15 protein-coding genes are annotated in these 23,674 nt (G+C 47.9%); 11 read left to right on the forward strand and 4 right to left on the reverse strand.

Going from position 1 to position 23,674, the window contains the following annotated elements:
• Positions 1 to 3: 3 nt before the first annotated feature.
• Positions 4 to 4,104 (reverse strand): two-component regulator propeller domain-containing protein, encoded by a 4,101-nt coding sequence (locus tag ACX0G9_RS14675; RefSeq protein WP_459065675.1) that lies wholly within the window; start codon positions 4,102 to 4,104, stop codon positions 4 to 6.
• A 354-nt stretch (positions 4,105 to 4,458) separates the two neighbouring features.
• On the opposite strand from ACX0G9_RS14675, the gene ACX0G9_RS14680 reads away from it, so the two are divergent.
• Positions 4,459 to 4,881: an SET domain-containing protein gene (locus tag ACX0G9_RS14680; protein WP_459065676.1), complete on the forward strand. Its 423-nt coding sequence runs from the start codon at positions 4,459 to 4,461 to the stop codon at positions 4,879 to 4,881.
• A gap of 27 nt (positions 4,882 to 4,908) precedes the next feature.
• Here the strand turns inward: ACX0G9_RS14680 and ACX0G9_RS14685 are convergent, their stop codons facing one another.
• Entirely contained in the window at positions 4,909 to 6,045 is a 1,137-nt protein-coding gene (locus ACX0G9_RS14685) for an amidohydrolase family protein (RefSeq protein ID WP_459065677.1), read from the reverse strand.
• Positions 6,046 to 6,256: 211 nt separating this feature from the next.
• Between ACX0G9_RS14685 and ACX0G9_RS14690 the strand changes: the two genes are divergently transcribed.
• The 10 genes from ACX0G9_RS14690 (at position 6,257) to ACX0G9_RS14735 (ending at position 22,393) form a co-directional block, all read left to right on the forward strand.
• Positions 6,257 to 6,934: a M949_RS01915 family surface polysaccharide biosynthesis protein gene (locus ACX0G9_RS14690; protein WP_459065678.1), complete on the forward strand. Its 678-nt coding sequence runs from the start codon at positions 6,257 to 6,259 to the stop codon at positions 6,932 to 6,934.
• Between the two features lie 77 nt (positions 6,935 to 7,011).
• Entirely contained in the window at positions 7,012 to 9,117 is a 2,106-nt protein-coding gene (locus tag ACX0G9_RS14695; protein WP_459065679.1) for a carboxy terminal-processing peptidase, read from the forward strand.
• An 83-nt stretch (positions 9,118 to 9,200) separates the two neighbouring features.
• The gene (locus ACX0G9_RS14700; protein ID WP_459065680.1) at positions 9,201 to 10,238 is read left to right on the forward strand and encodes a thioredoxin-like domain-containing protein; all 1,038 of its coding nucleotides are present in this window, start codon (positions 9,201 to 9,203) and stop codon (positions 10,236 to 10,238) included.
• A gap of 26 nt (positions 10,239 to 10,264) precedes the next feature.
• The gene (locus ACX0G9_RS14705) at positions 10,265 to 11,437 is read left to right on the forward strand and encodes a redoxin domain-containing protein (RefSeq protein WP_459065681.1); all 1,173 of its coding nucleotides are present in this window, start codon (positions 10,265 to 10,267) and stop codon (positions 11,435 to 11,437) included.
• Positions 11,438 to 11,684: 247 nt separating this feature from the next.
• A complete protein-coding gene (locus ACX0G9_RS14710) occupies positions 11,685 to 12,209 on the forward strand; it encodes an RNA polymerase sigma-70 factor (RefSeq protein ID WP_459065682.1) in 525 nt (174 codons plus the stop codon).
• Between the two features lie 61 nt (positions 12,210 to 12,270).
• Positions 12,271 to 13,515 carry a FecR family protein gene (locus ACX0G9_RS14715; protein ID WP_459065683.1) on the forward strand — a complete coding sequence of 415 codons (1,245 nt, stop codon included), beginning with the start codon at positions 12,271 to 12,273 and terminating at the stop codon, positions 13,513 to 13,515.
• Between the two features lie 49 nt (positions 13,516 to 13,564).
• A complete protein-coding gene (locus ACX0G9_RS14720) occupies positions 13,565 to 17,185 on the forward strand; it encodes a SusC/RagA family TonB-linked outer membrane protein (protein WP_459065684.1) in 3,621 nt (1,206 codons plus the stop codon).
• Positions 17,186 to 17,204: 19 nt separating this feature from the next.
• Positions 17,205 to 18,710 carry a RagB/SusD family nutrient uptake outer membrane protein gene (locus ACX0G9_RS14725; RefSeq protein ID WP_459065685.1) on the forward strand — a complete coding sequence of 502 codons (1,506 nt, stop codon included), beginning with the start codon at positions 17,205 to 17,207 and terminating at the stop codon, positions 18,708 to 18,710.
• Positions 18,711 to 18,785: 75 nt separating this feature from the next.
• Positions 18,786 to 19,691, forward strand: a complete 906-nt coding sequence (locus tag ACX0G9_RS14730; protein WP_459065686.1) for a hypothetical protein — start codon at positions 18,786 to 18,788, stop codon at positions 19,689 to 19,691.
• Positions 19,692 to 19,759: 68 nt separating this feature from the next.
• Complete coding sequence (locus tag ACX0G9_RS14735) at positions 19,760 to 22,393, forward strand: M1 family aminopeptidase (RefSeq protein ID WP_459065687.1); 2,634 nt, start codon at positions 19,760 to 19,762, stop codon at positions 22,391 to 22,393.
• A 9-nt stretch (positions 22,394 to 22,402) separates the two neighbouring features.
• On the opposite strand, the gene ACX0G9_RS14740 is transcribed toward ACX0G9_RS14735, so the two are convergent.
• Complete coding sequence (locus tag ACX0G9_RS14740; RefSeq protein WP_459065688.1) at positions 22,403 to 22,906, reverse strand: OsmC family protein; 504 nt, start codon at positions 22,904 to 22,906, stop codon at positions 22,403 to 22,405.
• Between the two features lie 60 nt (positions 22,907 to 22,966).
• Positions 22,967 to 23,599, reverse strand: a complete 633-nt coding sequence (locus ACX0G9_RS14745) for a DUF4242 domain-containing protein (RefSeq protein WP_459065689.1) — start codon at positions 23,597 to 23,599, stop codon at positions 22,967 to 22,969.
• Between the last annotated feature and the right edge of the window lie 75 nt (positions 23,600 to 23,674).

Genomic DNA, 23,674 nt, shown 5'->3' on the forward strand with positions numbered 1-23,674 from the left:
TCATTAACGGGGAGTGGAGACCGGAGCCCATTTCTTCAGTATGGCTATCAGTTTTTCCAATTGGAGGGGTTTGCTGATATAGTCATCCATTCCCGCTGCCAGGCACTGCTGTCTGTCTTCTTCCTGGGCGTCTGCGGTCAGGGCGATAATCGCAGGACGTTCTTTATACCGGCTGCGAATCAAACCAGTAGCTTCGAGACCATCCATTACCGGCATTTGTACATCCATCATGATTACATCAAAGGAATTTTGAGCAAGCTGATCAAGCACTTCCTGTCCATTTTCCGCCAAAGCAGGAGTATAACCTAATTTTTGCAAAATATGGGTGATCAGTTGTTGATTGACCGGGTTATCCTCGGCTATTAAAATGCGCATTGGGAATGATCCGGCGAAGGATTCGGATAGTTTCTGCGGATGTTGTGCTTCCGCGGTCACCGCGGCTATGTTCCCTTTTAGTAACTGGCTAATATTGCGCAGGAGTAAATGATGTTTAACCGGTTTGTGCATAATGGCCTGGAACAGATCGGCGTATTTACTTTTGGTTTCATTACCTACGGAACTCAGCAGGACAATGGGAACGGGATTATTCAGTCCACGTATATTTTTGGCCAGTGCGATCCCATCCATACCTGGCATATTCAGATCGGTGATCAATAGGTCGACGGGGCGCGTTTCCAGTAATTGAAGCGCTTCCCTTCCCGAGCCTGCCAGCAGGGGTTTGAGCTTCCATTGTAATAAGAGGGTTTTCAGGATTGTCCGGTTGGTGGCATTATCATCTGCTACCAGCACCGTTTTTCCTTCCAAACTGATCAGCTGGCTGGGAAACTGATTTTCCAATAAAGACTTTCCTTGAGTAACCCGGATATTAAAAGAAAAGGTAGTGCCAATACCTTCTTTACTTTTTACGCCCATTTCTCCCCCCATCAGCCTGACGAGTTTTTCACTGATGGCCAAACCAAGCCCAGTTCCTCCATATTTACGGGTGGTGGACGAATCCGCCTGTGTAAAAGCCTTGAACAGCCTGCCTATCTTATCATCCGGGATACCTATTCCCGTATCCTTTACTTCAAATTCAAGGACCATATCCTTTTCTCCCGGCTTTTTAGATCGGCGGACCCCAACATATATTTCTCCCTTCTGCGTGAACTTCATGGCATTGCCTACAAGGTTCATCAATACCTGTCTTAACCGCAGATCATCCCCTTGAATATGATCCGGCACGTCCTGCCCGATCTCATAAACAAGCTCGATCCCGGTTTTTGCTCCCTGTCCGGAAAAAACATCCAACACTTCTTCAATGGATTGCCGCAGATCAAAATCATGGATATCCAGTTCCATGCTGCCTGCCTCTATTTTCGAAAAATCAAGGATATCGTTAATGACGGACATCAGACTTTCTCCGCAGGAACGGATGGTCGTTGCGTATTCTTCCTGTTCTTCGGTCAGATTGGTTTGAAACAGAAGGGAGGACATGCCGATGACCCCATTGAGCGGTGTCCGGATCTCATGACTCATCGTGGCCAGGAATGCACTTTTGGCCCGGTTGGCCGTTTCGGCCTGAAGGGTCCGTTCGGCTACCTGCTTCTCGAGAATTACCTTTTGTTTTTGAATGCCCCTGATCCTTAGTTTATAAATTACATATAACGATCCGGTTAAAAACAGAAGGACCCCGAACCTGAACCACCAGGTCTGCCACCAGGGCGGCCATATGACCAGTTTTAAGGAGAGGATACTACCGGACCAGGCGCCGGTGTTGTCTTTTCCTTTGACCTTGAACGTATAGGTTCCCGGATCAAGATTGGTGTAAGTTGCCGTATGACGGGTTCCCGATTCATTCCAATCTTTATCGAAACCTTCCATCATGTAGGCATATTGTTTTTTGCGGAACAAGGTATAATTAAGGGAGGCAAATTCAAAAGAAAGAAAGGAACTGGAATAGGGTAGGGTAATCTCGCGGGTGAGCGCAATATTCTTTTTCAGCGGAGATGGATCCTTTTCATCCCGGGCAATCGGCACATCTTTGGTGAACAGCTGGAATTTGGTCATGATCAGAGGCGGTTCAAACCTGTTCTCCCGTATACTATCCGGATACAGGACATTGAATCCGTTGGCTCCTCCAAAATAGAGGGAGCCATTGAGGCTTCTGATGGCCGAATGAGGTTTGAATTCGTCGCCCTGCAAACCATTGGAAATTGAAAAATTACGAAAGGCACGGGTAGCCGGATTAAAGCAGGATATACCTTTGAGCGTAGATACCCAGATATTTCCAAGAGAATCCTGCAATATTCCCATGATCGTATTGTCCGGAAGACCGTCTTCGGTAAAATAGGATGTTATTTTGCCGGTGCCATTGTCGCTGCAATTCAGACCGGACCCGGTACCTATCCAGATATTACCCCGGTTGTCTTCCAACAGGCAATTGATGCTGTTACTGCTAAGACCGTTGCGTGATCCGTCATGCGCAAAATGGCTGAAGGTCCATGCCTTTTTTTCCAAAAGATCAAGGCCTTTATCAAAGGTTCCTATCCAGAGTCTTTCTTTCGAGTCCGCCAGCATACATTGTATACGGTCACTGCTGAGGCTCCCTGTTTCATGGCTGTAATGACTGAAGGTATGATTAGAAGGATGGTAAAGGTTAAGCCCCATTCCATACGCTGCGATCCAAAGATTTCCTTCTTTGTCTTTTGTTATTGCATTGATATTATCGCCGCTGATCGTGGTATTATCATCGGGATTATTTTTGAACAAACGGATAACCCGGTGTTGTTTGTCCAGAAGGTTAAGACCAGACCCTACGGTCCCTGCCCAAAGATTTCCTTCCTTATCGGTTTCCAGACTTAATACAAAATCACTGCTAATCGTATTCGGATTGTCCGTTTCGTGCCTGAAATGAGAGAAAGTACCGGTAGAGGGATGAAAAAGGTTAAGCCCTCCTCCATCCGTTCCTATCCAGATATCTCCCTTTGCGGCTTCTGTAAAAACAAGGATATTATTATTGCTGACCGAAGTGCCGACCATATTGTGGCGGTAATGTGGAAAAAGATAGGCATCCCGGTTGCTGAAATTGATCCCGCCGCTATAGGTCCCTACCCACATATTGTCATGTCTGTCTTTGTACAGGGAATAAACGGAATTATTGCTTAGCGAGGAGTTATCTATATCATCCTGGGCATAGGTCCGGAAATTTTCTGTCCGGGGATCGAAGATGCTCAGCCCTCCATTTTCAGTTCCGGCCCATAAGTTTCCTCCCCCATCCTCTGTCAGACAAAGGATCATATCCAGCGCTATACTGTTAGGATCCCTGGGATTATTCCGGAAATGCCGGAAAGTGACTTTTGCCGGATCAAAAAGTTCCAGTCCTCCCCCCCTTGTCCCTGCCCAGATCCGTCCGTGGCTATCTTCCAGCAAACAATGGACGTTGTTATGGGAAAGGGAGTTTTTATTATGTTCGTCATGCTGAAAACGTCTGAAGGTCCGGGTGGCTTGTTCCCAGAGATTCAGTCCGCCCCTGAAGGTAGAGACCCAGAGTCTGTGTTTGCTGTCTTCCAGCACGTCTGTTACATTGTTGTCGCTAAGACTTCCCGTTCTTTCGGGTTCATTACGGAAAGAAGTGAAATTTCCCGTTCCGATCTCCATTTTGTTCAATCCGCCGTTTTCCGTGCCGATCCACAGATTTCCTTCCCTATCTGTACGCACGCAATTGACAAAATCGTCGGAAAGGCTGTTTTTTCTATTTACGCGGGTATAGTGTGAAAAATTAGCTTTTTCCTGGTTAAACATGTTGATACCGCCACCCCAGGTTCCGATCCACAGATTTCCATTGGCATCCTCTGCCAGGGATTTTATATAATTATTGGAAAGACTGGCCGAATCTTTGGGGTCGTTGCGATAAACCGTGAATTGATAGCCGTCGTACTTATTAAGGCCGTTCTGGGTTCCGAACCAAATAAATCCCATTTTGTCCTGCAGGATACAGGTCACATTACTCTGGGAAAGACCATTATTTGTGCTTAGGTGTGAAAATTTTATGTTGCCCGATTGTGAATAAACAAGGCCAGGTAAACAACAGATCAACAGGATAACCACCAAACGGACTAAAGACATGGATATGGATATGGATTTAAGCACAAAATGGATAGGTCAACGGGTAAGGCATAAGGGGCCGATAGGATGAGGTTACAAGGTTTTCCGGTACAATATAAATGAAAAGCGCAATAATCTGCTGTATTACAGTCATTTCATACCGGTTGGTAAACGTCTCTGCGGGGAAAATATTTTGCAGGATCCTTGCTTTTCCCGGTCTTTATTCTATATGGGTCTAAATTATTGATTTTAAGAGTTTAAGTAGCTCACCCGATTAAACACCCAATAGACAGGGAATTCTATTTGGGATGCCTGTTTGTATTATCTTCGGACATTTTATTTCCGGATTATTTTTTCCGGTACATTTTCAATGGCATGGCACTACTCGAAAAACAACTCCGTATCAAGGCTTCCCTTCTGCCAGGTGCAGGAAAAGGGCTCTTCACTACAGAACCTATAAAAAAAGGTACCCGGATCGTGGAATACCTGGGCTTCGTGGCTCCCTGGCAAGATACCGATGATTACAACGGCACTAATGGATACATCTATTATGTCAACAAACTCCATGTGATCGATGCCCGTAACCATAAAGAAGCCCTGGCCCGGTATGCCAATGATGCCAAAGGCATTGCACGCGTGAAAGGGCTTCGCAACAATTGTTTTTACCGGATTGAAGGCCTGCATGTCTATATTGTAGCGCTGAAAGCCATTCCTGCAGGAAACGAAATCCTCGTGGGGTACGGGAAAAGCTACTGGGAGGCCATCCGCCACAATATTAAACATGGGTTCCTGAAGTGAATCGTACTAAGTTTATATTTTTTGGGGTTATTGGGGAAAAGCAACCTTATCCATTCCGGGAAGAATCCGGAGGGCATTTTTATAATATACTTTTTTCAGGACTTCATCCGGTAAGGCCAGGCCATACATGCGCCAGAAGGCATGATATTTTTTGTGATAAGGGAAATATTCATCTGCTGTTTCCAGTACCCTGAAATAGGTATTGTATTCGGATGGCACCCAGGAATCCTTTCCAAATAGGATCCGGTCCTGATATTTGATAAAAAAATCCCGCGCTTGTCTGGGTTGTCTTCCCAGTTCCGCAATAATAGCCGCTATCTCGACCTGCACATTCGGGCATTCATCCAGTAATTTTCCCAGCGAAACAAGATCATTGGCCAGCCATCCGAAATGGGCGGCAATAAATATCGTTTTGGGGTGGGCCCGGAATATATGATGCTGCTCTTCGATGATGGTCTTCCAGGATGCGGGGTTGGCATTTTCCTTTTTACGACCTGGATGGGTCTTTAGTTCCAGCCAGCGCTCGTTGTATTTATCCATCGGATCCCAGAAGGAAGGCGGGTCGGCGGAGTGGATCAGCACCGGAATATGAAGCGACGCGCATTTCTCCCAAATGGCATCCAATCCGGGATCATCGACGGGTATCCTTTTTCCTTTGAGATCCAGGAATTCCATACCCAGGTCCTTATAGATCTTGAGCCCTTTCGCCCCATTTCGCACATCGGTCTCCAGTTCTGCCACTGCACGGGCGGTCCAGTCCTTTTGCCCGTAATGGGCAAAAGAGATATTGGTGAACTGAATAAACCGGTTGGGATAATGAGCCCGTATATTGACTTGCGCCTTTTTAAAATAAGTGGAATCCTGGACATCGAAAATGCCATTCGCCTCTTTATATCCCCGGCCACTCAGGTTATTCATGATGGCCATATTGAGTTTGTCCATTTCCTTAACCAGGTCGCCGAGATTTTGTGAGGGCATATCCCATTGGTGGTTATGGATATCGATAAAAGGATACTTCGCCCGGGTAATAATATGCGCAGGAACGACCAGCGTGGATTTCGGATCGTATTCTTCAAAATCCATCTTTTGTGCCCTGGCCAAAATACACAGGAAAAGGGTTGGCAGGATTGCTAATAGCAGGCTCCGCTTGGTTATAGTTGACATTGATCTAAATTAACTATTAAATGTAAGATCAGGTTTCGTTTGAAAGCTGTTTTCTACCTTTTATCAAATACGTCTTTTTTGTAATACAATAATAAATTCACCTGGTTTAAAGATCCTGACGGAAATGGAGTATGTCTTCATCAGAAATAATTTTAACTAAACAGTTCTATCCCTTTCGTAATTCAGGCAGATAATCTAAATTTCGCCTCTTATGTATTCAACAATTTTCAGCAGCCCTATTCTTCTTTTTCTGACCTTCTTTACACCGAATTTTCTTTGTGCACAAAAGATTGGTCCAGGTTACGAAATATTATCCCGTACTCAAATAACGACCTTGCTAAATGACTCGGTTAAAAAAGAGTTTAAAATTAATTATCCGGTCTTCCGCGTTTACAAATATGAAGACAAATCAGGCCAATATCTTTGCGTATTGTCTGAGAGTAATGATTCGATTGCGAAAGGGGAAGATAAAGTCGACACCTTTAATCATTCCATAAAAGCGATTAATCTGAAAATCGATAATAACCGGCTGTCTAAAACCTGGGAACTAAATGACTTCGTTAATATGCATGAAAATGGAGAAACCTCCATTTGGTTCTGGACCAGTTATTTTTCCTTTAAAGATTATGATGATGACGGTTTAATCGACCCTGTTCTTGTATATGGAACATCGACAGATAATGGGTATGACGATGGCAGGATCAAGTTTATCATTTATTATAAGGGGAAAAAAATTGCGATCCGCCATCAGAACAGCACTTTGGATGTAGGAAGGAGGACCGAGGCCGATGCTTCCTATGCTTCGCTGCCCAAAAAATTGAAGGATGATATTCAAGTAAAGATGGAGTTGATGAAGAAACAGGGGAAGGCAATTTTTTATAAAATTTAGAAGCCGGTCTTCACCCTTTTTCCCAAAACGGTTGCCTTTGATGAAGAACACTCTTCATCTTTAACCAAAGCAACAGTATGGCCATGCGGACCATTACCTTTTTGTTTATTTCGTTAATTTTTACCCGGTCTGCTTTTGCAGGTAACGGCAGCGACACAGGGCAGGTGATGGAAACGAGAAAGGCGACCCTGAATGCGGTCACCATGGATCTGGAAGATGACCATTTTTCGACGCCCCGTATCAATGACACCTATTCCCGGATGGTCTGGAAAAGATTTCTGTCCACCCTGGACAGGGATAAGGACGTTTATCTCCTCACCGACATCCGTCGTCTTCAGACTTATGACACGCAGATAGACGACGAAATGCACGCCTCCTCCACCGCTTTTTTTGATACGGCTGTAGGCCTGTATAAGACGCGTCTCTCGGAGATCATGAAGATTTATTCGAAACTGCTGGACAGACCTTTGGCCGCGAAAAACAATTTATTGAGCATAAAAGAGGGGAATTCCATCGATTTTCCAGCGAATAATAATGACCGGGACAGGATCTGGCAGCGCCGAATCAGGATACAGGTATTGAACAAACTGGTTGAACTGCAGGCTTTCGATTCCACTTCTTCCTTTCAGCAGTTGGAAAAAAAGGCAAGGGAAAAGGTACTGCAAGCACTGAATACGAAATTTCACATGGCGCTTTCCTCCGCAGGGGAAGACGATCAGTTCAGCCAGTATATTAATGTTATTACCAGCTGCGTGGATCCGCACACCACTTATTTTCCTCCTTTGATATCCAGATCGGTGACAGAACAACTTAGCCGGCGTTATTTCGGCCTGGGCATGGAACTGAATGTTGCCGACGGACCAGTCATCATACAGCGGCTGTTTCCTGGGGGAAATGCTTTTAAAAGCGGTCTGCTCCGGGTTTATGACAGGATAGTGGGCGTAAGCAATGAAAAAGGAGAAATGACAGATGTCTCGGAAATGAGTTCGACCGAAGTTACCCGTATGATCCGGGGCGACAAAGGCACTTCCGTCCGTCTGCTGATTGACAGACCGGGTTCCGGCCGCAGTACGGTTGAACTGGAGCGGGGGGAGATCATCGATCAACAGACAGGGATCAGGAGCGCGATCATCAGCCGGGGAGGCATGGCATGGGGATATATTTATCTGCCGGAATTCTATGAGGACGTCGCTAAAGCCGATGGTCCGCATTGCGCCAGGGATATTGCTGAAAAGGTGAAGGAACTGATCAGACAAGGTGCAAAGGGATTGGTGTTCGACCTGCGGAATAATCCCGGGGGCTCCCTGAACGAAGTGGTACAAATGGCGGCCTTGTTCATCCCCACGGGTCCTGTGGTTCAACTAAAAGGAAAGGGGGGGATACAGGGAATGGGAAAATACGGCGATACGGCAAAGGCGATATTTGCCGGTCCCATGACGGTCCTGGTCAATGAATCCAGCGCCTCTGCTTCGGAAATATTTGCCGCTGCTATGCAGGATTACAGACGGGCGGTCATTATAGGAAGCCCGACTTTTGGGAAAGGCACGGCTCAGGAGAGCAGGGCACTGGGTAAAATAGGAGACAAACGTAAAGGCATCCCGAATATCAGTTATGGTTCTATCAGACTGACGACGAAAAAATTTTACCGGATTACAGGAGACGCCACACAACTAAAAGGGGTTATACCCGATGTGATCATACCCGACGGACGGGAATACCTCCCGATCAGGGAGAAGGATGGATTTGCGCCCCTGGAATGGGACCATATCGAAGCCCTCCCTTTCTCTCCCTGTCCCATGGCCGGATACGAAAATGCAGTCAGTAAAGCGATCACCCGGGTAAGCAGGGACAGCGCACTGGTGGCGGTAAGTCAGCAAACGGCATGGCTTAAGGAACATGCCGAAGGGCCATTTCCTCTTGACTTCCAGCATTACCGGAAGGAAATGGCGGCAATCAAAACACACCGGCAGCAATTAGAAATCTTATTGAAATTGCCGGTCGGCCAGGGTCTTGATTTTCACGGCATGGAACAGGATAGTTCAACCTCATCGTCTGCCTCCGGCCCCATCTCTGCCAGGCCGGGTTTATTTCAGCAACAGGACGCAGCCCTGTCCCGCGATGTAACCTTGATGCAGGCATTAAAAGTCCTGGAAGACATGACGGATGCCGTTAAAAAAGAGTAACCCTAAAGAATGGGTAGCTCCAAAGAGAGTACCCCCAAAAGATGATAACGCGATTTTTCTACCCTTAAAAGTTAACGTTCCTTATGAAGAAATCAGGCTGGTTTTTGTCACTCCTTTTCGCCTACTCCGGGTATGCGCAAGAAAAATTACATCTGAATGCTGAGATCTCGGGCCTTCCCAATGATTCGGTAGTCTACCTGACAGGTTTTGCGGGAGAAGACTTCGATTCAACCTATGTAAAGGATCACCGGTTCCGGTTCGACAGAGTTCTGAAGGAAGGAGGCGATGTGTATACAATCAAGGTCGGTAAGAACCAAACACCCGCCACTTCCATCACCCTTTACCTTGGACCGGGGGAGGTGCATATCAAGGGCAACTGGTCTGATCCTGGCAAGGCGGTTATAACAGGCAGCTCTTTTGTCAGGGAATGGAAAGAAGTACAGGAAATGAAGCGTACAATGGCTGCAACCGATGGCGATAAGACCAGCAGGCAAAAAAAGCTGGCGGAGCTGGGTAAGCATTGGGTGAGCGCACACCCAAATTCAGGTGTGAGCGCCTATGTCATCGAAGCCTATATCAGTCTGGCGATTCCCAGGAATGAAACAAAAAGCTGGGTGGAAAAACTGACACCGGAAGCCCTGAATAATGCGATTGGCAAAGAACTGAAATACCGGCTGGACTCGGACATCGTTGTAAAGGCCGGACACCAGGCACCCCTCTTCTCTGCTCCGGATACCCTTGACCGGCCGGTAGCTCTCTCCGCGTTCAGGGGCAAATATGTACTGCTGGATTTCTGGGCGAGCTGGTGCGGATCCTGCCGGGAAATGAATCCATACCTGGTGGCCATGTATAACAAATGCAAAGACCGGAACTTCACGATAGTAAGTATTTCCATCGACCAAAGCAAAAAAGCATGGCTGGACGCTGTCCATAAAGATGCGCTGCCCTGGACGCAGGTGCTCGAACCTCCCGATTACGGTGGCAGGATCAAACGACTTTATCATATCATCGGCGTCCCGGCAAATTTCCTCATTGACCCCAACGGCCTTATCATAGGAACCAATATCGCCGAAATTAATATACTCGAAGGCCTGATGCTTACACACGAAAATGTAAATTAAAAACAATCAAACTAAAAATCATCTTTATGAAGAGAATGCTGCATATTTTATCACTGCTATTCGTTTGCGCAACCTACGGTCATGCCCAGGAGAACCTGGTCCTGAACGCTACCATCGACGGTATGCCCAATGATTCGACCATCTACCTCTACGGGTTTCGGGGTGAGGACTCGGATTCTGTCCTGGTGAAAAACCATAGTTTCCATTTTGACAGAAAACTAAAAGATGGCGGGGATGTGTATGTGCTGAAATTCGGGAAAGGTCCGGAGCCATCTGCTGCGCTCTTAACTTACCTGGGCCCGGGGCAAGTCACGATAAAGGGATCCTGGCCGGCTTATGATAAATCAACTATCACAGGCCCGGCATTCATTGAAGAATTTAATGATGTCGACAGAATGATGAACGATTCTCTCCTTTTCAGCCATGGTGATCAGGACCTGGCAGCCGAAATGGCAGAAGCGCAACAGGTAGGGGATAGGAAGAGGTTTAAGGAATTGGAAGCCGCACAGTATAATCAGAAATTGATGCTGATGGAGCTGGGTAAGAAATGGGTAATGAAGCATCTGAATTCCGGTGTCAGCGGATATGTTATTAATGTGACGATCAGTTCGCAGGCTTCGGCAGAAGAGACCCTTGCGTTGATTGGCAAACTGACGCCGGCAGCTCAAAAAAATGCCTATGTAAGGGTGATGCGCCAACAAATCGGAGATATCCAGGCGCATGTCTTGTCCGGGATGCCATTATTTGCTTATGCGGACAGCCTCAAGGCCGGGAAGATGCTGGCTCCCGTGTTCACATCCTCCGATACCCTGGGTCGCCAGGTTTCCCTGGCGGATTTCAAGGGGAAATATGTGCTGGTAGATTTTTGGGCCAGCTGGTGCAAGCCTTGCCGGGAGGCCAATCCGGGTTTAAAAACCATGTACGAAAAATTCAAGAACAAGAACTTCACGATCGTGGGTATTTCCATCGATACCCAGAAGGACGCCTGGATGAAAGCCATTCACCAGGATCAATTACCCTGGACGCAAATATGTGACCTGGCCGGAGGTTTTACCGGTAAAACTGCAGCGCAATACCAGATAGGGTTTATTCCGACCAATTACCTTGTCGATCCACAGGGTAAGATCATCGGCTCTTTTATCAAGGATGCGGAGACGCTGGAAAAAGTCCTGCGGGAGCATGGTGTTAACAATCTGTAAACGATGGAAAATAAATAACCGTTCCCGTATAAAATTACAACTTGCCTGCCCGGACTTTTGTCCGGCAGGCAAGTTTATTTCTTTGAGAAGACTTCTGATTTCATTACATTTGAAAAATACCATTCTCCTTATCGTATTCGTTCGGCTGCTTGTCCATCATGAGATTTTTTTAATTAACTGTTCAGAGAAAATTGCCTGATCGTCCGAGGTGCATGAGAAGAACCTACATATAACCGACCCTGCAGTAATGGAAGCCTTATTCCGCGAGCACTACCAGGCTTTATGTCTATCCGCTAATTTTATTGTTACAGATGCAGAGGCAGCGAAGGATATCGTTCAGGAATTCTTCTGCTATTGCTGGAACAAAAGGGGGCAATTGGGCCTCATTCACAACTTCCGGCATTATGCGTCCAGAGCGGTGAAAAATGCTTGCCTCAACTACCTTAAGCAATCGAAAAGAAATATCCCGTATGACAATCTGTTTGGTGAGGCACTCTCCACAGATGAGGCTGCCGACAGGGAACAGCAACAGACCCAGGCTTCCAGGGAACAGGCCCTCTGGTCGGTGATCGCACGCCTGCCTGAACAAAGACGCATCATATTCCTGTTAAGCAATAAGGATGACTTGTCTTATGCCCAGATTGCCAGCCGCCTAAATATTTCGGTCAATACGGTAAAAACCCAGATCCGCCTGGCCTACCAGTTCCTGCGGCAGGAATGCGCAGGGCTGTTGCTGGCCTGGATTGTAATTTTTATAAACAATTTTCTGTGACAGATTCACCCTATTTGAAGCATGGGTTGCCTTATTACAGGAATGAACATTACCCCATCGTATGGAAATAAATGATAACAGCGGGATCCGTTGGGATAAGCTGGAAGAATTGCTGAAGAAGTCTTCGCTTCCACCGGAAAGTACGGGTGATCTTTCCGAGGAAGAAAAAAATGCATTGCTCTTTCTCAGAAGGACCAGGATACTCTTGCAACAACCGGATGCGGATCGGGAGTTCCCTGTGGATGCCGGATGGAGCAAGGTGAAAGATCATATCGATGCCGGAATACCTCAACGGGCAATGCCTGTTCGACGGATCCAGCGGTTTCTGTATGCCGCCGCCATTTTATTGCCGGTTATGCTGGCAGGTCTGTATTGGTGGGGCAGACAACATGAGTCTATACAAGGGAACCATACAGGTTCCACCGCATCGGGCGCTGTGGCCGATCTGCCGCCTTCCCATGGTGTTCAGCTGATCCTAGCCGGTGGCCGCCGGGTAGGATTGGACACCGCACAAACCTTGAAGGAGCAGGATGGCGCCACTATCCGGGCCGGTAAGGGCATTGTGTCCTATGAATCTGCCGTTGCAGGTGCGGATGCGGGGGAAAAAAGAACTGCTGGGGACGAACCTTCCTCCCCGGTCGTATTTTTCAATACCCTGGAAGTTCCACGCGGCAACCAATCCAGGTTAATTCTGCCGGACGGGACCAAAGTATGGATCAATGCGGGCTCCAGGCTGACCTATCCGACCGTCTTTACCGGGAGCACCAGGGAACTGACGATGGAAGGCGAGGCCTTTTTTGAAGTGAGTAAAGACGAGGCTCATCCATTTATCGTACATGCCAAAGATATGTCCGTTAAAGTATTGGGTACGGCCTTCGATATCAATACCTATGATCCGGTTTTGCTCACCACGCTTACAGAAGGTAAGGTCAACGTAAGCGAAGCGGAAACGGCGGTTATACTGGAGCCAGGTGAACAGGCACTTTTTGAAACGGGAAAGAAGACAAGCCTTAAAAAAAACAAGGTAGATACTTATCTTTTTACCTCCTGGAAAGACGGCATCATTTTTCTGGAGGATGCTTCTTTCCAAAAGATCGCAACACAATTGGGCCGTCAATATGATTACAACCTGGTTTTCGACGATCCCGAACTGGCCGATCTTCATTTTACGGTAAATATGAAGGCACCGGAAAAATTGCAGGAAGTACTGCATACGATTACCAGCACCATTGAGGGAGTCGGTTTCGAAACGACCGGAAGAGAAGTGCGGTTCTTCAAAATTAATCGTAACCCAAACAAACACTAACCAAAACAGGCCTTATCCACCTTTTATTTACTTAAAAACTGCTTAAGAAATGATCGACTTATCATTCTTTGCCATTACCTGGCAAAGGGCCAGGCTATCTTTGCCCGTGATATTTTTGCTGATGAGTATGGCGTTCTGCTCCGCGTTGCGGGCTCAGAATAAGCCCGTTGTTAATCCCCTGGATAAAAAGATCAGCTTTTCGGTCACCAATATGCCGTTCCCCCAGGCCGTGAAATTATTACGGGATCAGGCCCGGCTTGCCATTACCGATAACCTGGAGACGCTCAAAACCCAGCCGAATGTGACACTTTCGGTCACCAATGAGCCGGCACGTAATGTACTGGCAAAAATGCTGGTCCATACCAATCTGCAATATATTGAAGGAACGGATGGTTCGGTCATGATCATTCCCCGTAAAAAAAACAGTGATCCCGTCAAAGGGGAAACCTGGATCAATATTTCCGGGCTGGTAACGGACAATAAAGGCAATCTACTGGCCAATGCCAGTATTGAACTACGCGTGGGCGATGAGCACGTCGGTGCCAGAACTGATGAAAAGGGGGGCTTTGCGTTTGAGGCGCCTATTGGGGCGCATTTGAAATTCAGTTACCTGGGCATGAAGACTACGGAACGTATTGTAAGAAACAGCAGTTTGATGCGTATTGCGTTGGACTCTGCCCCACAGGAAATGACAGAATATGTCGTCAACGGTTACCAGCGGGTGGACAAACGCCTGCTGGCCAGCTCCACCTTCACGCTCAAGCCGGAACAATTCCTGGAGCCGGGAGCCCACACGGTCGACCAGATGCTGCAGGGAAAGGTGCCCGGTCTGATGGTCATCAACAATTCAGGCAGCCCCAGTTCCACACCTACGCTGCGTATCCGCGGCACCAATACCCTGCTGGGCACCACGGCCCCGATCTGGGTAGTTGACGGCATTATAAAGAATGATCCCGTCGAACTTACACCGCTGCAAACCAGCGCCGTCCTTGAATCGGCGCAGCAAGCCAATTTCTCCATTGTCGGCAATGCCATCTCCGGCGTCAGTCCGCTGGATATCGAAAGTATTACCTTCCTGAAAGATGCAGCGGCAACAGCGATCTATGGAGTCAGGGCCGCAAATGGCGTAATCATTGTAACTACCAAACATGGAAAGGCGGGCGCCACACAGATGAATTATTCCGTGAACCTGGGTCTGCAAGCCGCTCCTAATTACGGACAGATCAATGGCATGAATTCCAGGGAACGGATCGATGTTTCGAGGGAAATATGGGCAAAGGGAATATACTATCAATTCAATCCTATACCCGCTTCCTATGAAGGTGCGATAGCGGCCTTTAAGGCCCGCCAGATCACACAGGATCAATTTGCCGCTGAAGTCGCCTCCTTTGAGACCATGAACACCGACTGGCTTAAGCTTGTCGCACGAAACCAGTTCAGTGAACAACATCACCTTAGCTTTTCCGGGGGCAGCGGTAAAACTACCTATTATGCATCTTTTGGCTATGATGCCGCAAAAGGAAATTATACCGGCGATAATATGAACCTGTATACCGGGATGATCAATCTGAATTCCAGCCTGAATAACCGGGTAACCTTCAGCATGGGGATGGCAGGAAGTTATCGCGGGGCCAACAGTTTTTATGCCGGCGTTAATCCTTCCGTTTATGCCCTCCGGACCAGCAGAGCGATCTCGGCAGATTCACCCTATGTGACCGGCTTTTCCATAGCCAACCTTAGTACCATCAACCGCCCTTTGCATTATAGCATACAGAATGAGCTTGCGCACACCGGGAATACCTCCAATACGAAAGACTATTCTATTAACGCCAATCTGAATTACAGAATCCTGAATGGATTGAACTATTCAGCGACTATCGGAGGCCAGGCAAACAGCACGACGGCTTTAGGATTTGCGGATGCACAAAGCTGGAATGTTGCCCAGATCAGGGGTTATGATTATGGGAGTGTAGTGAACGGAAGCCAGCAACAGGTAAAATCCTCCCTTCCTTTCGGCGGAATAGCCTATCCCACGACCAATGGGGTCTCCGCTTATACCGTCCGCCATACTTTAAGTTTCGACAGATCACTTTTTGCCAGCCGGGATAATTTTTCCGTTAGCCTTACACAGGAATTCCAGTCCATACACCAAACGGGACAAAGTTCCCTGGAACTGGGCTATTACCCCGACCGTGGACAAACTTATTATTCCGCATATTATAATGCAGGAGGTGGCGCGTATATTAATCCAAATACTACCGTAGTACATACTATAACCCAAACAAACCAGACAACCAATACCTTGTCCTGGCTGGGAATCCTATCCTACAGCCTTAATAAGCGATATATCTTCAACGCAAATTTTCGCACCGACGGGTCCAATCGTTTCGGGCAATATTCCAATCAGCGTTTCCTCCCCAACTGGAGTGTGGCGGGACGGTGGGAGGTTACCCAGGAGCCCTGGTTGCAAAAAAGCAATGTAATAAACGGATTGAGTCTTCGCGCCTCCTTCGGCACACAGGGCAATGTCATATCACAGGTGGGACCCAACCTGATCGCTTCCTATCCCACTTCACCCGTTGATCCCGGCTCAAATGAACTTGTCCTTAACCTCCAAAGTCTGCCATATCCTTATCTCCGCTGGGAGAAAACCATCCAAACCAATTTCGGTGCGGATCTGAGCCTGTTCAATGGAAGGATCAGTATGACCGGCGATGTATGGACGACCCATAATTCCAACCTCCTGCTCTCCCGCAGCCTGCCGGAAGAATATGGTATTCCCAGTATGTTCATGAATTACGGGACAATGTTCAACTGGGGAATTGACCTGTCGGCCAATTTTATTCTGGTGCGGACAAAAAATTTCAGTTGGTCCCAGAATTTCAGTTTTGGCAAGACCTTCAACCAGGTCAATCAGGCGAGCATTACCAATACTTATTCCGATTACCTGAACGGAACGGCTATTATTACAGGTAAACCGGCGGGCTCCTTCTGGTCTTATTCTTTTGCCGGCCTGGATCACAATTACGGATACCCGGTATTTAACAATTTCGGAGCCCATCCCATTCCTTCCAATACGGTCCCTTCCAGCTACCTTACTTATTCGGGTCTCCAAAGACCATTGATCAACAGCGGCACCACAACTTCCCTACGCTATAAGCAGCTGAGCATTATGGCAACGTTTGCCTTCAGCTTTGGCAATACCAAACGCCTGTATCCTATCTATCCGAGCATCGGCGGAGGGGTGGCACTGGCGCCGCCTCCGGAAATGAACCTTGTCAAGGATCTGAACAACAGATGGAAAAATCCGGGTGATGAAATGCATACCAATATTCCCAGCTATTCCAACTACGATGAAACAGGTGGAGGGGTCATATTGCCGGGAGCATCATATAAGAGTTCTCCCTACTCCTTGTATGATCAATCCAGCGCCCGTCTGTACAATGCCGACTTCCTGCGTTGCAATATGATAAGTGTGAACTATAATTTACCTGCCCGGATCATGAGCCGGTGGCCGGTTAAAGGAATGTCTTTAGGCGGAAGCGTTAGCAAACCTTTTGTAATCGCCAGCAAAGCCCTGCATGGCCAGGACCCGGAAATCGACAATACCACCGGACTGGCGATGCCGGTGATCAAGGCATACAACGTCAACGTTTCTGTTTCTTTTTGAGGTACCAAAAATGTTTAAAATGAGAAAGATCATTTCCCTGCTGCTTATTTCCGCGTTAGGTCTTTGTTCCTGCCAAAAATTCCTGGCAGAAAAAAGCCAATCCGAATTTACTCCTGTCACAACAGAGGACTATAGTGAATTGTTGTACGGTTCCGGCTATCCGAATGCCGGGATTGCACTGGCACCTCAACTCTATTTTATGGATGATGACAATCAATCTTATTTTGGGATAGTATCGGATAATTTGCTTTGTATGAAGGCATTGCCCGTCTATTCCTGGCAGCCGGACTGGTACACGCAAATTGCAGCCAATGCCTTGCCTACCGCCGGCACCAATTCCTATAAGACGATCTACGGCCTGATCGTGGGAGCAAATGTCGCCATCCAGGATGCACAAGGGACCGTGGGTACAAAGGGGGATAAAGATTATTTGCAGGGACAGGGCTACGGGTTGCGGGCTTTTTATTATTGGCTGCTGGTCAATCTGTATGGCCGTCCCTACAATGATTCCACTACGACCCCGGATAAGAGCCCCGGAATTCCGCTGATCCTCACACCCAACCTCTCCCAGGTAATGCCGGTACGCAACAGTGTGGCACAAGTATATCACCAGATCGTCGCCGACCTGGACAGCGCCTGTCTGTTGCTGGATCCCGCAAAAAAGACGAGCGATCCCTATCGCATGAATTACCTGGCGGCCCATTTGCTGGCCTCCAGGGTGTTCTTATATACGGAGCAATGGGACAGCGCTGTATACCATGCATCCTATGTACTGAAAAATAACCCACAGCTGCTGAACCTGGGAGACCTCGCCGCAAGCGGGTATGACCCTTTGGCCGGCACCTCCTTTGTCCCGATCATCGGAGTCGGTGGTGTGGAGACACTTTGGACCTATGGCTCGACTTCCGACAATTATAATTTCGCGCAAAGCACGGTGAATTTCAGTCTTTCCCAGGATCTTTTTAACCAGTACGATCCCAATGATCTGCGTACTCAATATTACATCAGCGTGGCTCCACCATTTTTGCTGCCCTATGTATCAGTTCCAACGGTGGAGATCAAGCGCAATTATACCTCCAATACCATTAACCGGGAGACCGGATCCGCTTTCCGTACTTCGGAAGCTTATCTCAACAGGGCCGAAGCTTATGCGCAGCAGGCGCTAAAGGGACAGAACGACAATGCTGCCCAATCTGCCATCAATGACCTGAATACGCTTCGAACCAACCGCTTTCCACAGGCTGCTTTCGTGCCGCTGACGAACGTTGCTCCGGATTCCCTGCTGCAATTCTGCCGCAATGAAAGAAGAAGGGAGCTGTTTAGCGAGACACAGCGTTGGTTCGATCTTCGGCGTTATGGCATGCCCTCCATCACCCATTTCTTTAATAACGGCAATAACACCGTAAAATATGTGCTGAATAGACATGATCCTGAGTACGTCCTTCCCCTGCCTGCCGAGGCGCTGAAATTGAACAGCAGCCTGCAGGATAATCCTGCGGGACCGGTTCGGATGCCTGCGCCATGATAAGACAGGGGCAGGTAGTAAACCTTTTTCATTCACTGTAAACCTTTTCCATTCACCGTAAATCTTTTAGCCAATATGCATTCTTCTACCATATCTAAGCTTAGCGTCAGGACAGGCCTGATAATCTGCCTGTTCATGGTCATCCTGTCGTCCTGCTACAAATCGCCTGTGCTTACCCCGGGAACGGCCAATATATTGTATGCTTTGCCCCAAGGCAATCAGCCGTATGACAAGGATATCGTTGATTTTTACAATACCTATGGCACGTTCATTCTGTACAAATGGACTGCCGCCGATTTTGGATATGGGGTCACCAATGCGGTATTTTTTAACCAAATACAGGCTTTTCCTGCCGACACTAATTATATACAACAGGGCCTGCATTTTCTACACGCCAACCTGCTGGATGTTTACCCAATTGCATTTGTAAAACAAACGATTCCATGGCGGATACTACTGGCCGGGGAGATCGATTCGATTGCGGTCATTAATAGTAATACTGTATATGCTCCACCGACCTATGATACGACACATAATATATCCGTCACCGCTGTTTCAGGTCAGCACCAGATCACTTTGGGTCAGGTGGACAGTATCATGCCCCTGCTCACCCCTGCCCAGGTAGCTAAAGCCAGGGGTTGGCTGAACAGAGCGTACTGGCAACAGGCTATAAGCAACAAGGTAGTGGAGATGCCTCCCTCTTTTGACGCTGTCACCAATTATGCCATCCTGAACAGCAGTAACCATCTGCGCCTTGGGGCATTGTATTATCGCACCGATGGCTCAACGAATGATGCCACATCAGATTTCCTTGATTATATCCAAATGATCACCTCCACCCCTTTCCAACAGATCAGTGATACCTGGTTCACTCCGCAAACGGATACCAATGGCCTCATCAGGATAAAATACAATATTATCGTTCAATACTATCAGGCCAATTTCGGGATCGATCTCCAGGCAATCGGAGATCTTCCCTGAAGAAACCTGCAAGTACCGGTCGTAGACAGCAATACAATTACCCAAATCAATTTATTGTTTACGCCTTTATGTTCAGATCCATTCTCTTAATGGCGGGACTGGCTACCATGGTCGCCCTGAGTGCCACAGGGCAAAAGGTTGACGTCTTGCCTGATACGGCCTGCAACCCCTCCAGCGTGTTCTCACCTGTCTTCCAGGGAGGCTTCAATCTTTTGCGCACAGCCGATGGCAGACCCGGCCCCCGTTATTGGCAGAACCGCTCCGATTACCGGATCAAGGCAATTTTCGATACGCTGACGCGTATGCTGCAAGCCGATGAGTATATCACCTATATTAACAATAGTCCACAATCCCTGCCTTTCCTGTGGATCACGCTTACCCAAAATCGTTTTCGAAAAAATTCCCGCTCGACCCTCCTTACCCCGGTAAGCGGATCACGTTTTGGAATTGCGGAATATACGGAAGGCTATACTTTTCAGCAGGTCGCCTTACAGCCTGGGAAGGGGGCTCCACACATCAATGGCCGACTGACCGCTGCAACAAAAGCCGCTGACAGAAGTACCGCTGCTGCCCTACATTACCAGGTGTTTGATACCTACATGAAAGTGACTCTGCCTACAGCTCTGAAGCCAGGGCAGCGTTGCCGGCTTTTCCTCCGGTATACTTTTCAACTGCCGGCCGACGGATCGGATCTTATGGGGATATTGTCAACCCCCAACGGGAGTGTATTCGAATTTTCCGACTGGTATCCCCGAATGGCTGTATACGATGACCTCCAGGGATGGAATACTGCCAATACATTTTATGCCGATCCTGGAAGCATGGATTATTACCTCACGCTTCCGACGAATATGGTGGCCGGCGCGAGCGGTCAGCTCCGAAATCCATCCGAAGTGTTATCCCCGGTTCAATTACAACGTTTCAAAACTGCACGGCAAAGCGACACACCGGTGATGATCAGGAATGGAGAGGAGGTACGCTCAGGAATGGGACATACTTCCAAGCGCACCCTGACCTGGCATTTTAGCGGGGACAGTATCAGCAGCGCCAATTGGGCAGCAAGTGCCTCTTTCATCTGGGATGCAGCCTGTATACGCCTGCCCGCAAACCGCAGCGCCATGGCTATGACCCTTTATCCGGTAGCCTATCAGAATCCCGGATGGAATGGTTCAACGCGCAATATTAAAAGTCAGATTGAAGCATATTCCCGGCAATGGTGCACCTATCCATTCCCGTCAGCAGTCAATATAGCCGGGCGATCCACCGGTCTGGCCGGAGCCGGTATCGCCTTCGTCTCTGCCGGCACCGGTACCGAAATGATCGGCGTAGCCGCCAAGACCAATCACGAAATGGGACATGCCTGGTTCCCTTTTATTGTTGGTGTCAACTCGCTGCATAACTGGATGTGCGAAGGATTTAATTCCTTTATCAATGATATCAATGGAGACAGCCTGCATATACAGACCGCGTTCAGCCACGATATGGCGATGGATTGGCTGACCAGCGGAACTCCGCTGCCTCCGGTAGTAACGCTTGCTCCCTTCATTACCCCCAACCAGGTCGCTATGGCCGCCTATGTTAAACCAGCGATGGTCCTGCGTATCCTTCGCAATGAAGTGCTTGGCCCGGACCGTTTTGATGAAGCCTTCCGGGGCTTCATCCATGAATGGGCCTTCCGTCATCCCGGTCCCGAAGATTTTTTCCGCTATATGGAAAATGCATCCGGGGAAGACCTTTCCTGGTACTGGCGGAGCTGGTTCTTTAATGACTGGAAACTGGATCAGGCCATTATCTCCGTAAACTATACCGGGGGCGACCCTTCGGGAGGAGTCGATGTGACGATCGGGAACAAAAACAGGATCGCCATGCCTGTTGTGGCGGAGATCCGGCAGTTCAACGGTGTTATTGATCGCGTCCGGCTGCCTGCGCAGATATGGCTGCAAAGTAATACCTGGACCTTCCATTATCCATCCGTCTCGGCTGTCAGCGTGACCCTTGACCCCGATCGCCATTTACCCGACCAGGACCGTTCCGATAACAGCTGGGCAGGCAACCAGGAAAAGAAACCCCTACCTCCCGGTCTTACTCCCGCTGCAGTAGCAGATCGATATCTCGCTGCCATAGGGGGGCGTTCAAAACTGGGGCGGATCAATGAACTTTCCTGGTCCCTGTCCAACTTTGCAGACAAAGGCGGTTTTTATTGCCGACTGCATTATGACAACCCGGAAAACATGGATATGACGTCAGGTTTTCAGGCGGCCCGCCACCCGCGTGACAGTATCCGGGTTCATGACGGCCTTCTCCGCTTATGGTCTTTTGGAACGGAAACATCTCAAGACTCCGCCAGAGAGGCGCGATTAAAATATGCGATCCTTCCTTTTCCCGAATTAACCTGGGAACAACCGGGATACCGCCTTGTCCTTGGTGATTCTATCACGCAGGTCAGTGGTATGGATGCTTATACGATCACCGTTACCACTCCCTTCGGTGATCGATGGCGATCCTGTTATGACCTGCGCTCCGGTCTGAAGATCCGGCAGGAATCCATGACCGGTGAAATAGAGGGCAGCCCCGGAAAAGTAACCGACTACGCGCAATATCTCCCGGAGCAGGGTATTCTTCTGCCGCATACACTGATCATCAATGGGAAGGACCTTTGCGAAATTATGCGCACAGCAAGGATTCAGGTAAGTTTGAAATGATCTGTCGCCCTATACGTTATAGGAGGTTTCAATATTGACCCCCCGGCATATAGTTTGATAGACGACACAATATCTCTCGGTGAGTTTGGATAAACTTGTCATTTGTTCTTCTGTCGCATTGGAATCGAAGTTAAACCGAAGCCGGATCTTTGTAAATCCTACAGGAGCCTCTTTTGAAACACCTAGAGTTCCGCGAAAATCAAGATCTCCTTCAGCGCTGATACTACCATTTTTAATTTCTACGCCAATTGCAGTGGCGACGGCTGTCAACGTGACTCCTGCGCAGGCTACCAGTGCCTCAAGAAGCAGATCTCCCGAACAGGCAAGCATACCGGTTCCTCCGGTTGCGGGATGAAGACCCGCTTCTATAAACGCGCGGCCAGTTTCAACTTTGCAGGATACTCCTTCTCCAATAATGCCTTGCGCTTTTAGCGTTATCAATGCCGATTCAGGTTGTGCTTTATATTTTTCCTTAATTGGCGCTTGTAAGCTTTTTAATTCTGCAGCGTTCATCCTGGTAGATTTAGCCAGCAATATACTTTTTATTACTTATTCTCCTTATAATTCCCTTACCTATTTCCCTTGTTTGACTTTTAGTACGGAAGAAGGAAGTAATCCATGGGCTTCTTTGTGAGTCTGGACAATGGAAGCTGAATCCTTTGCTTCCGAAAGACACATAACCACTCCATTCTTCTCATCTACCCAATAGTTGATAAAGTTTACGCCATATTTTTTCTCTACTGCCAGATCTTTCTGATGTGCTGCTGCTACATCTTTAGCGGTTACCTTTCCAGCCCCCAATTCATGAATGTCCAGATACAAATTCTTTTGATTTTTTATAGCTGCTGCCTGTCCATCCGTTACCATATAGATACCGTCCGGCAATAGCCCATGTGCTTCGGCATGCGTCTTTCTGATGGAAGCCGTATCATTGGATGAGGAGAGACAATATACCAGCCCTTTGTCTTCATCGACCCAATATTTTATAAATTCTACACCGTATTTCTTCTCGACCGCCAGATCTTTGGCATGCGCTGCAGCAACATCCTGGTATTTAACCTTACCAGCCCCTAAATGGTGGACATCTATAAAAAGATGCCTTTCGCCTGTATTATTCATTGAATCCGCCCCATTTGTCTGAGCTGATGAATAGAGTGAAAAAAGGCCGAAAGCGGCCAATAGGCTCATGGAAAATGAAACTCTCATAATGATGATTTTGTTTTTTGATAAAATTGTTTGTCTTTACCAAAACTACAAACCTATGCATTCGAAGACTGAAAC

The organism is Flavitalea flava (assembly GCF_054461575.1).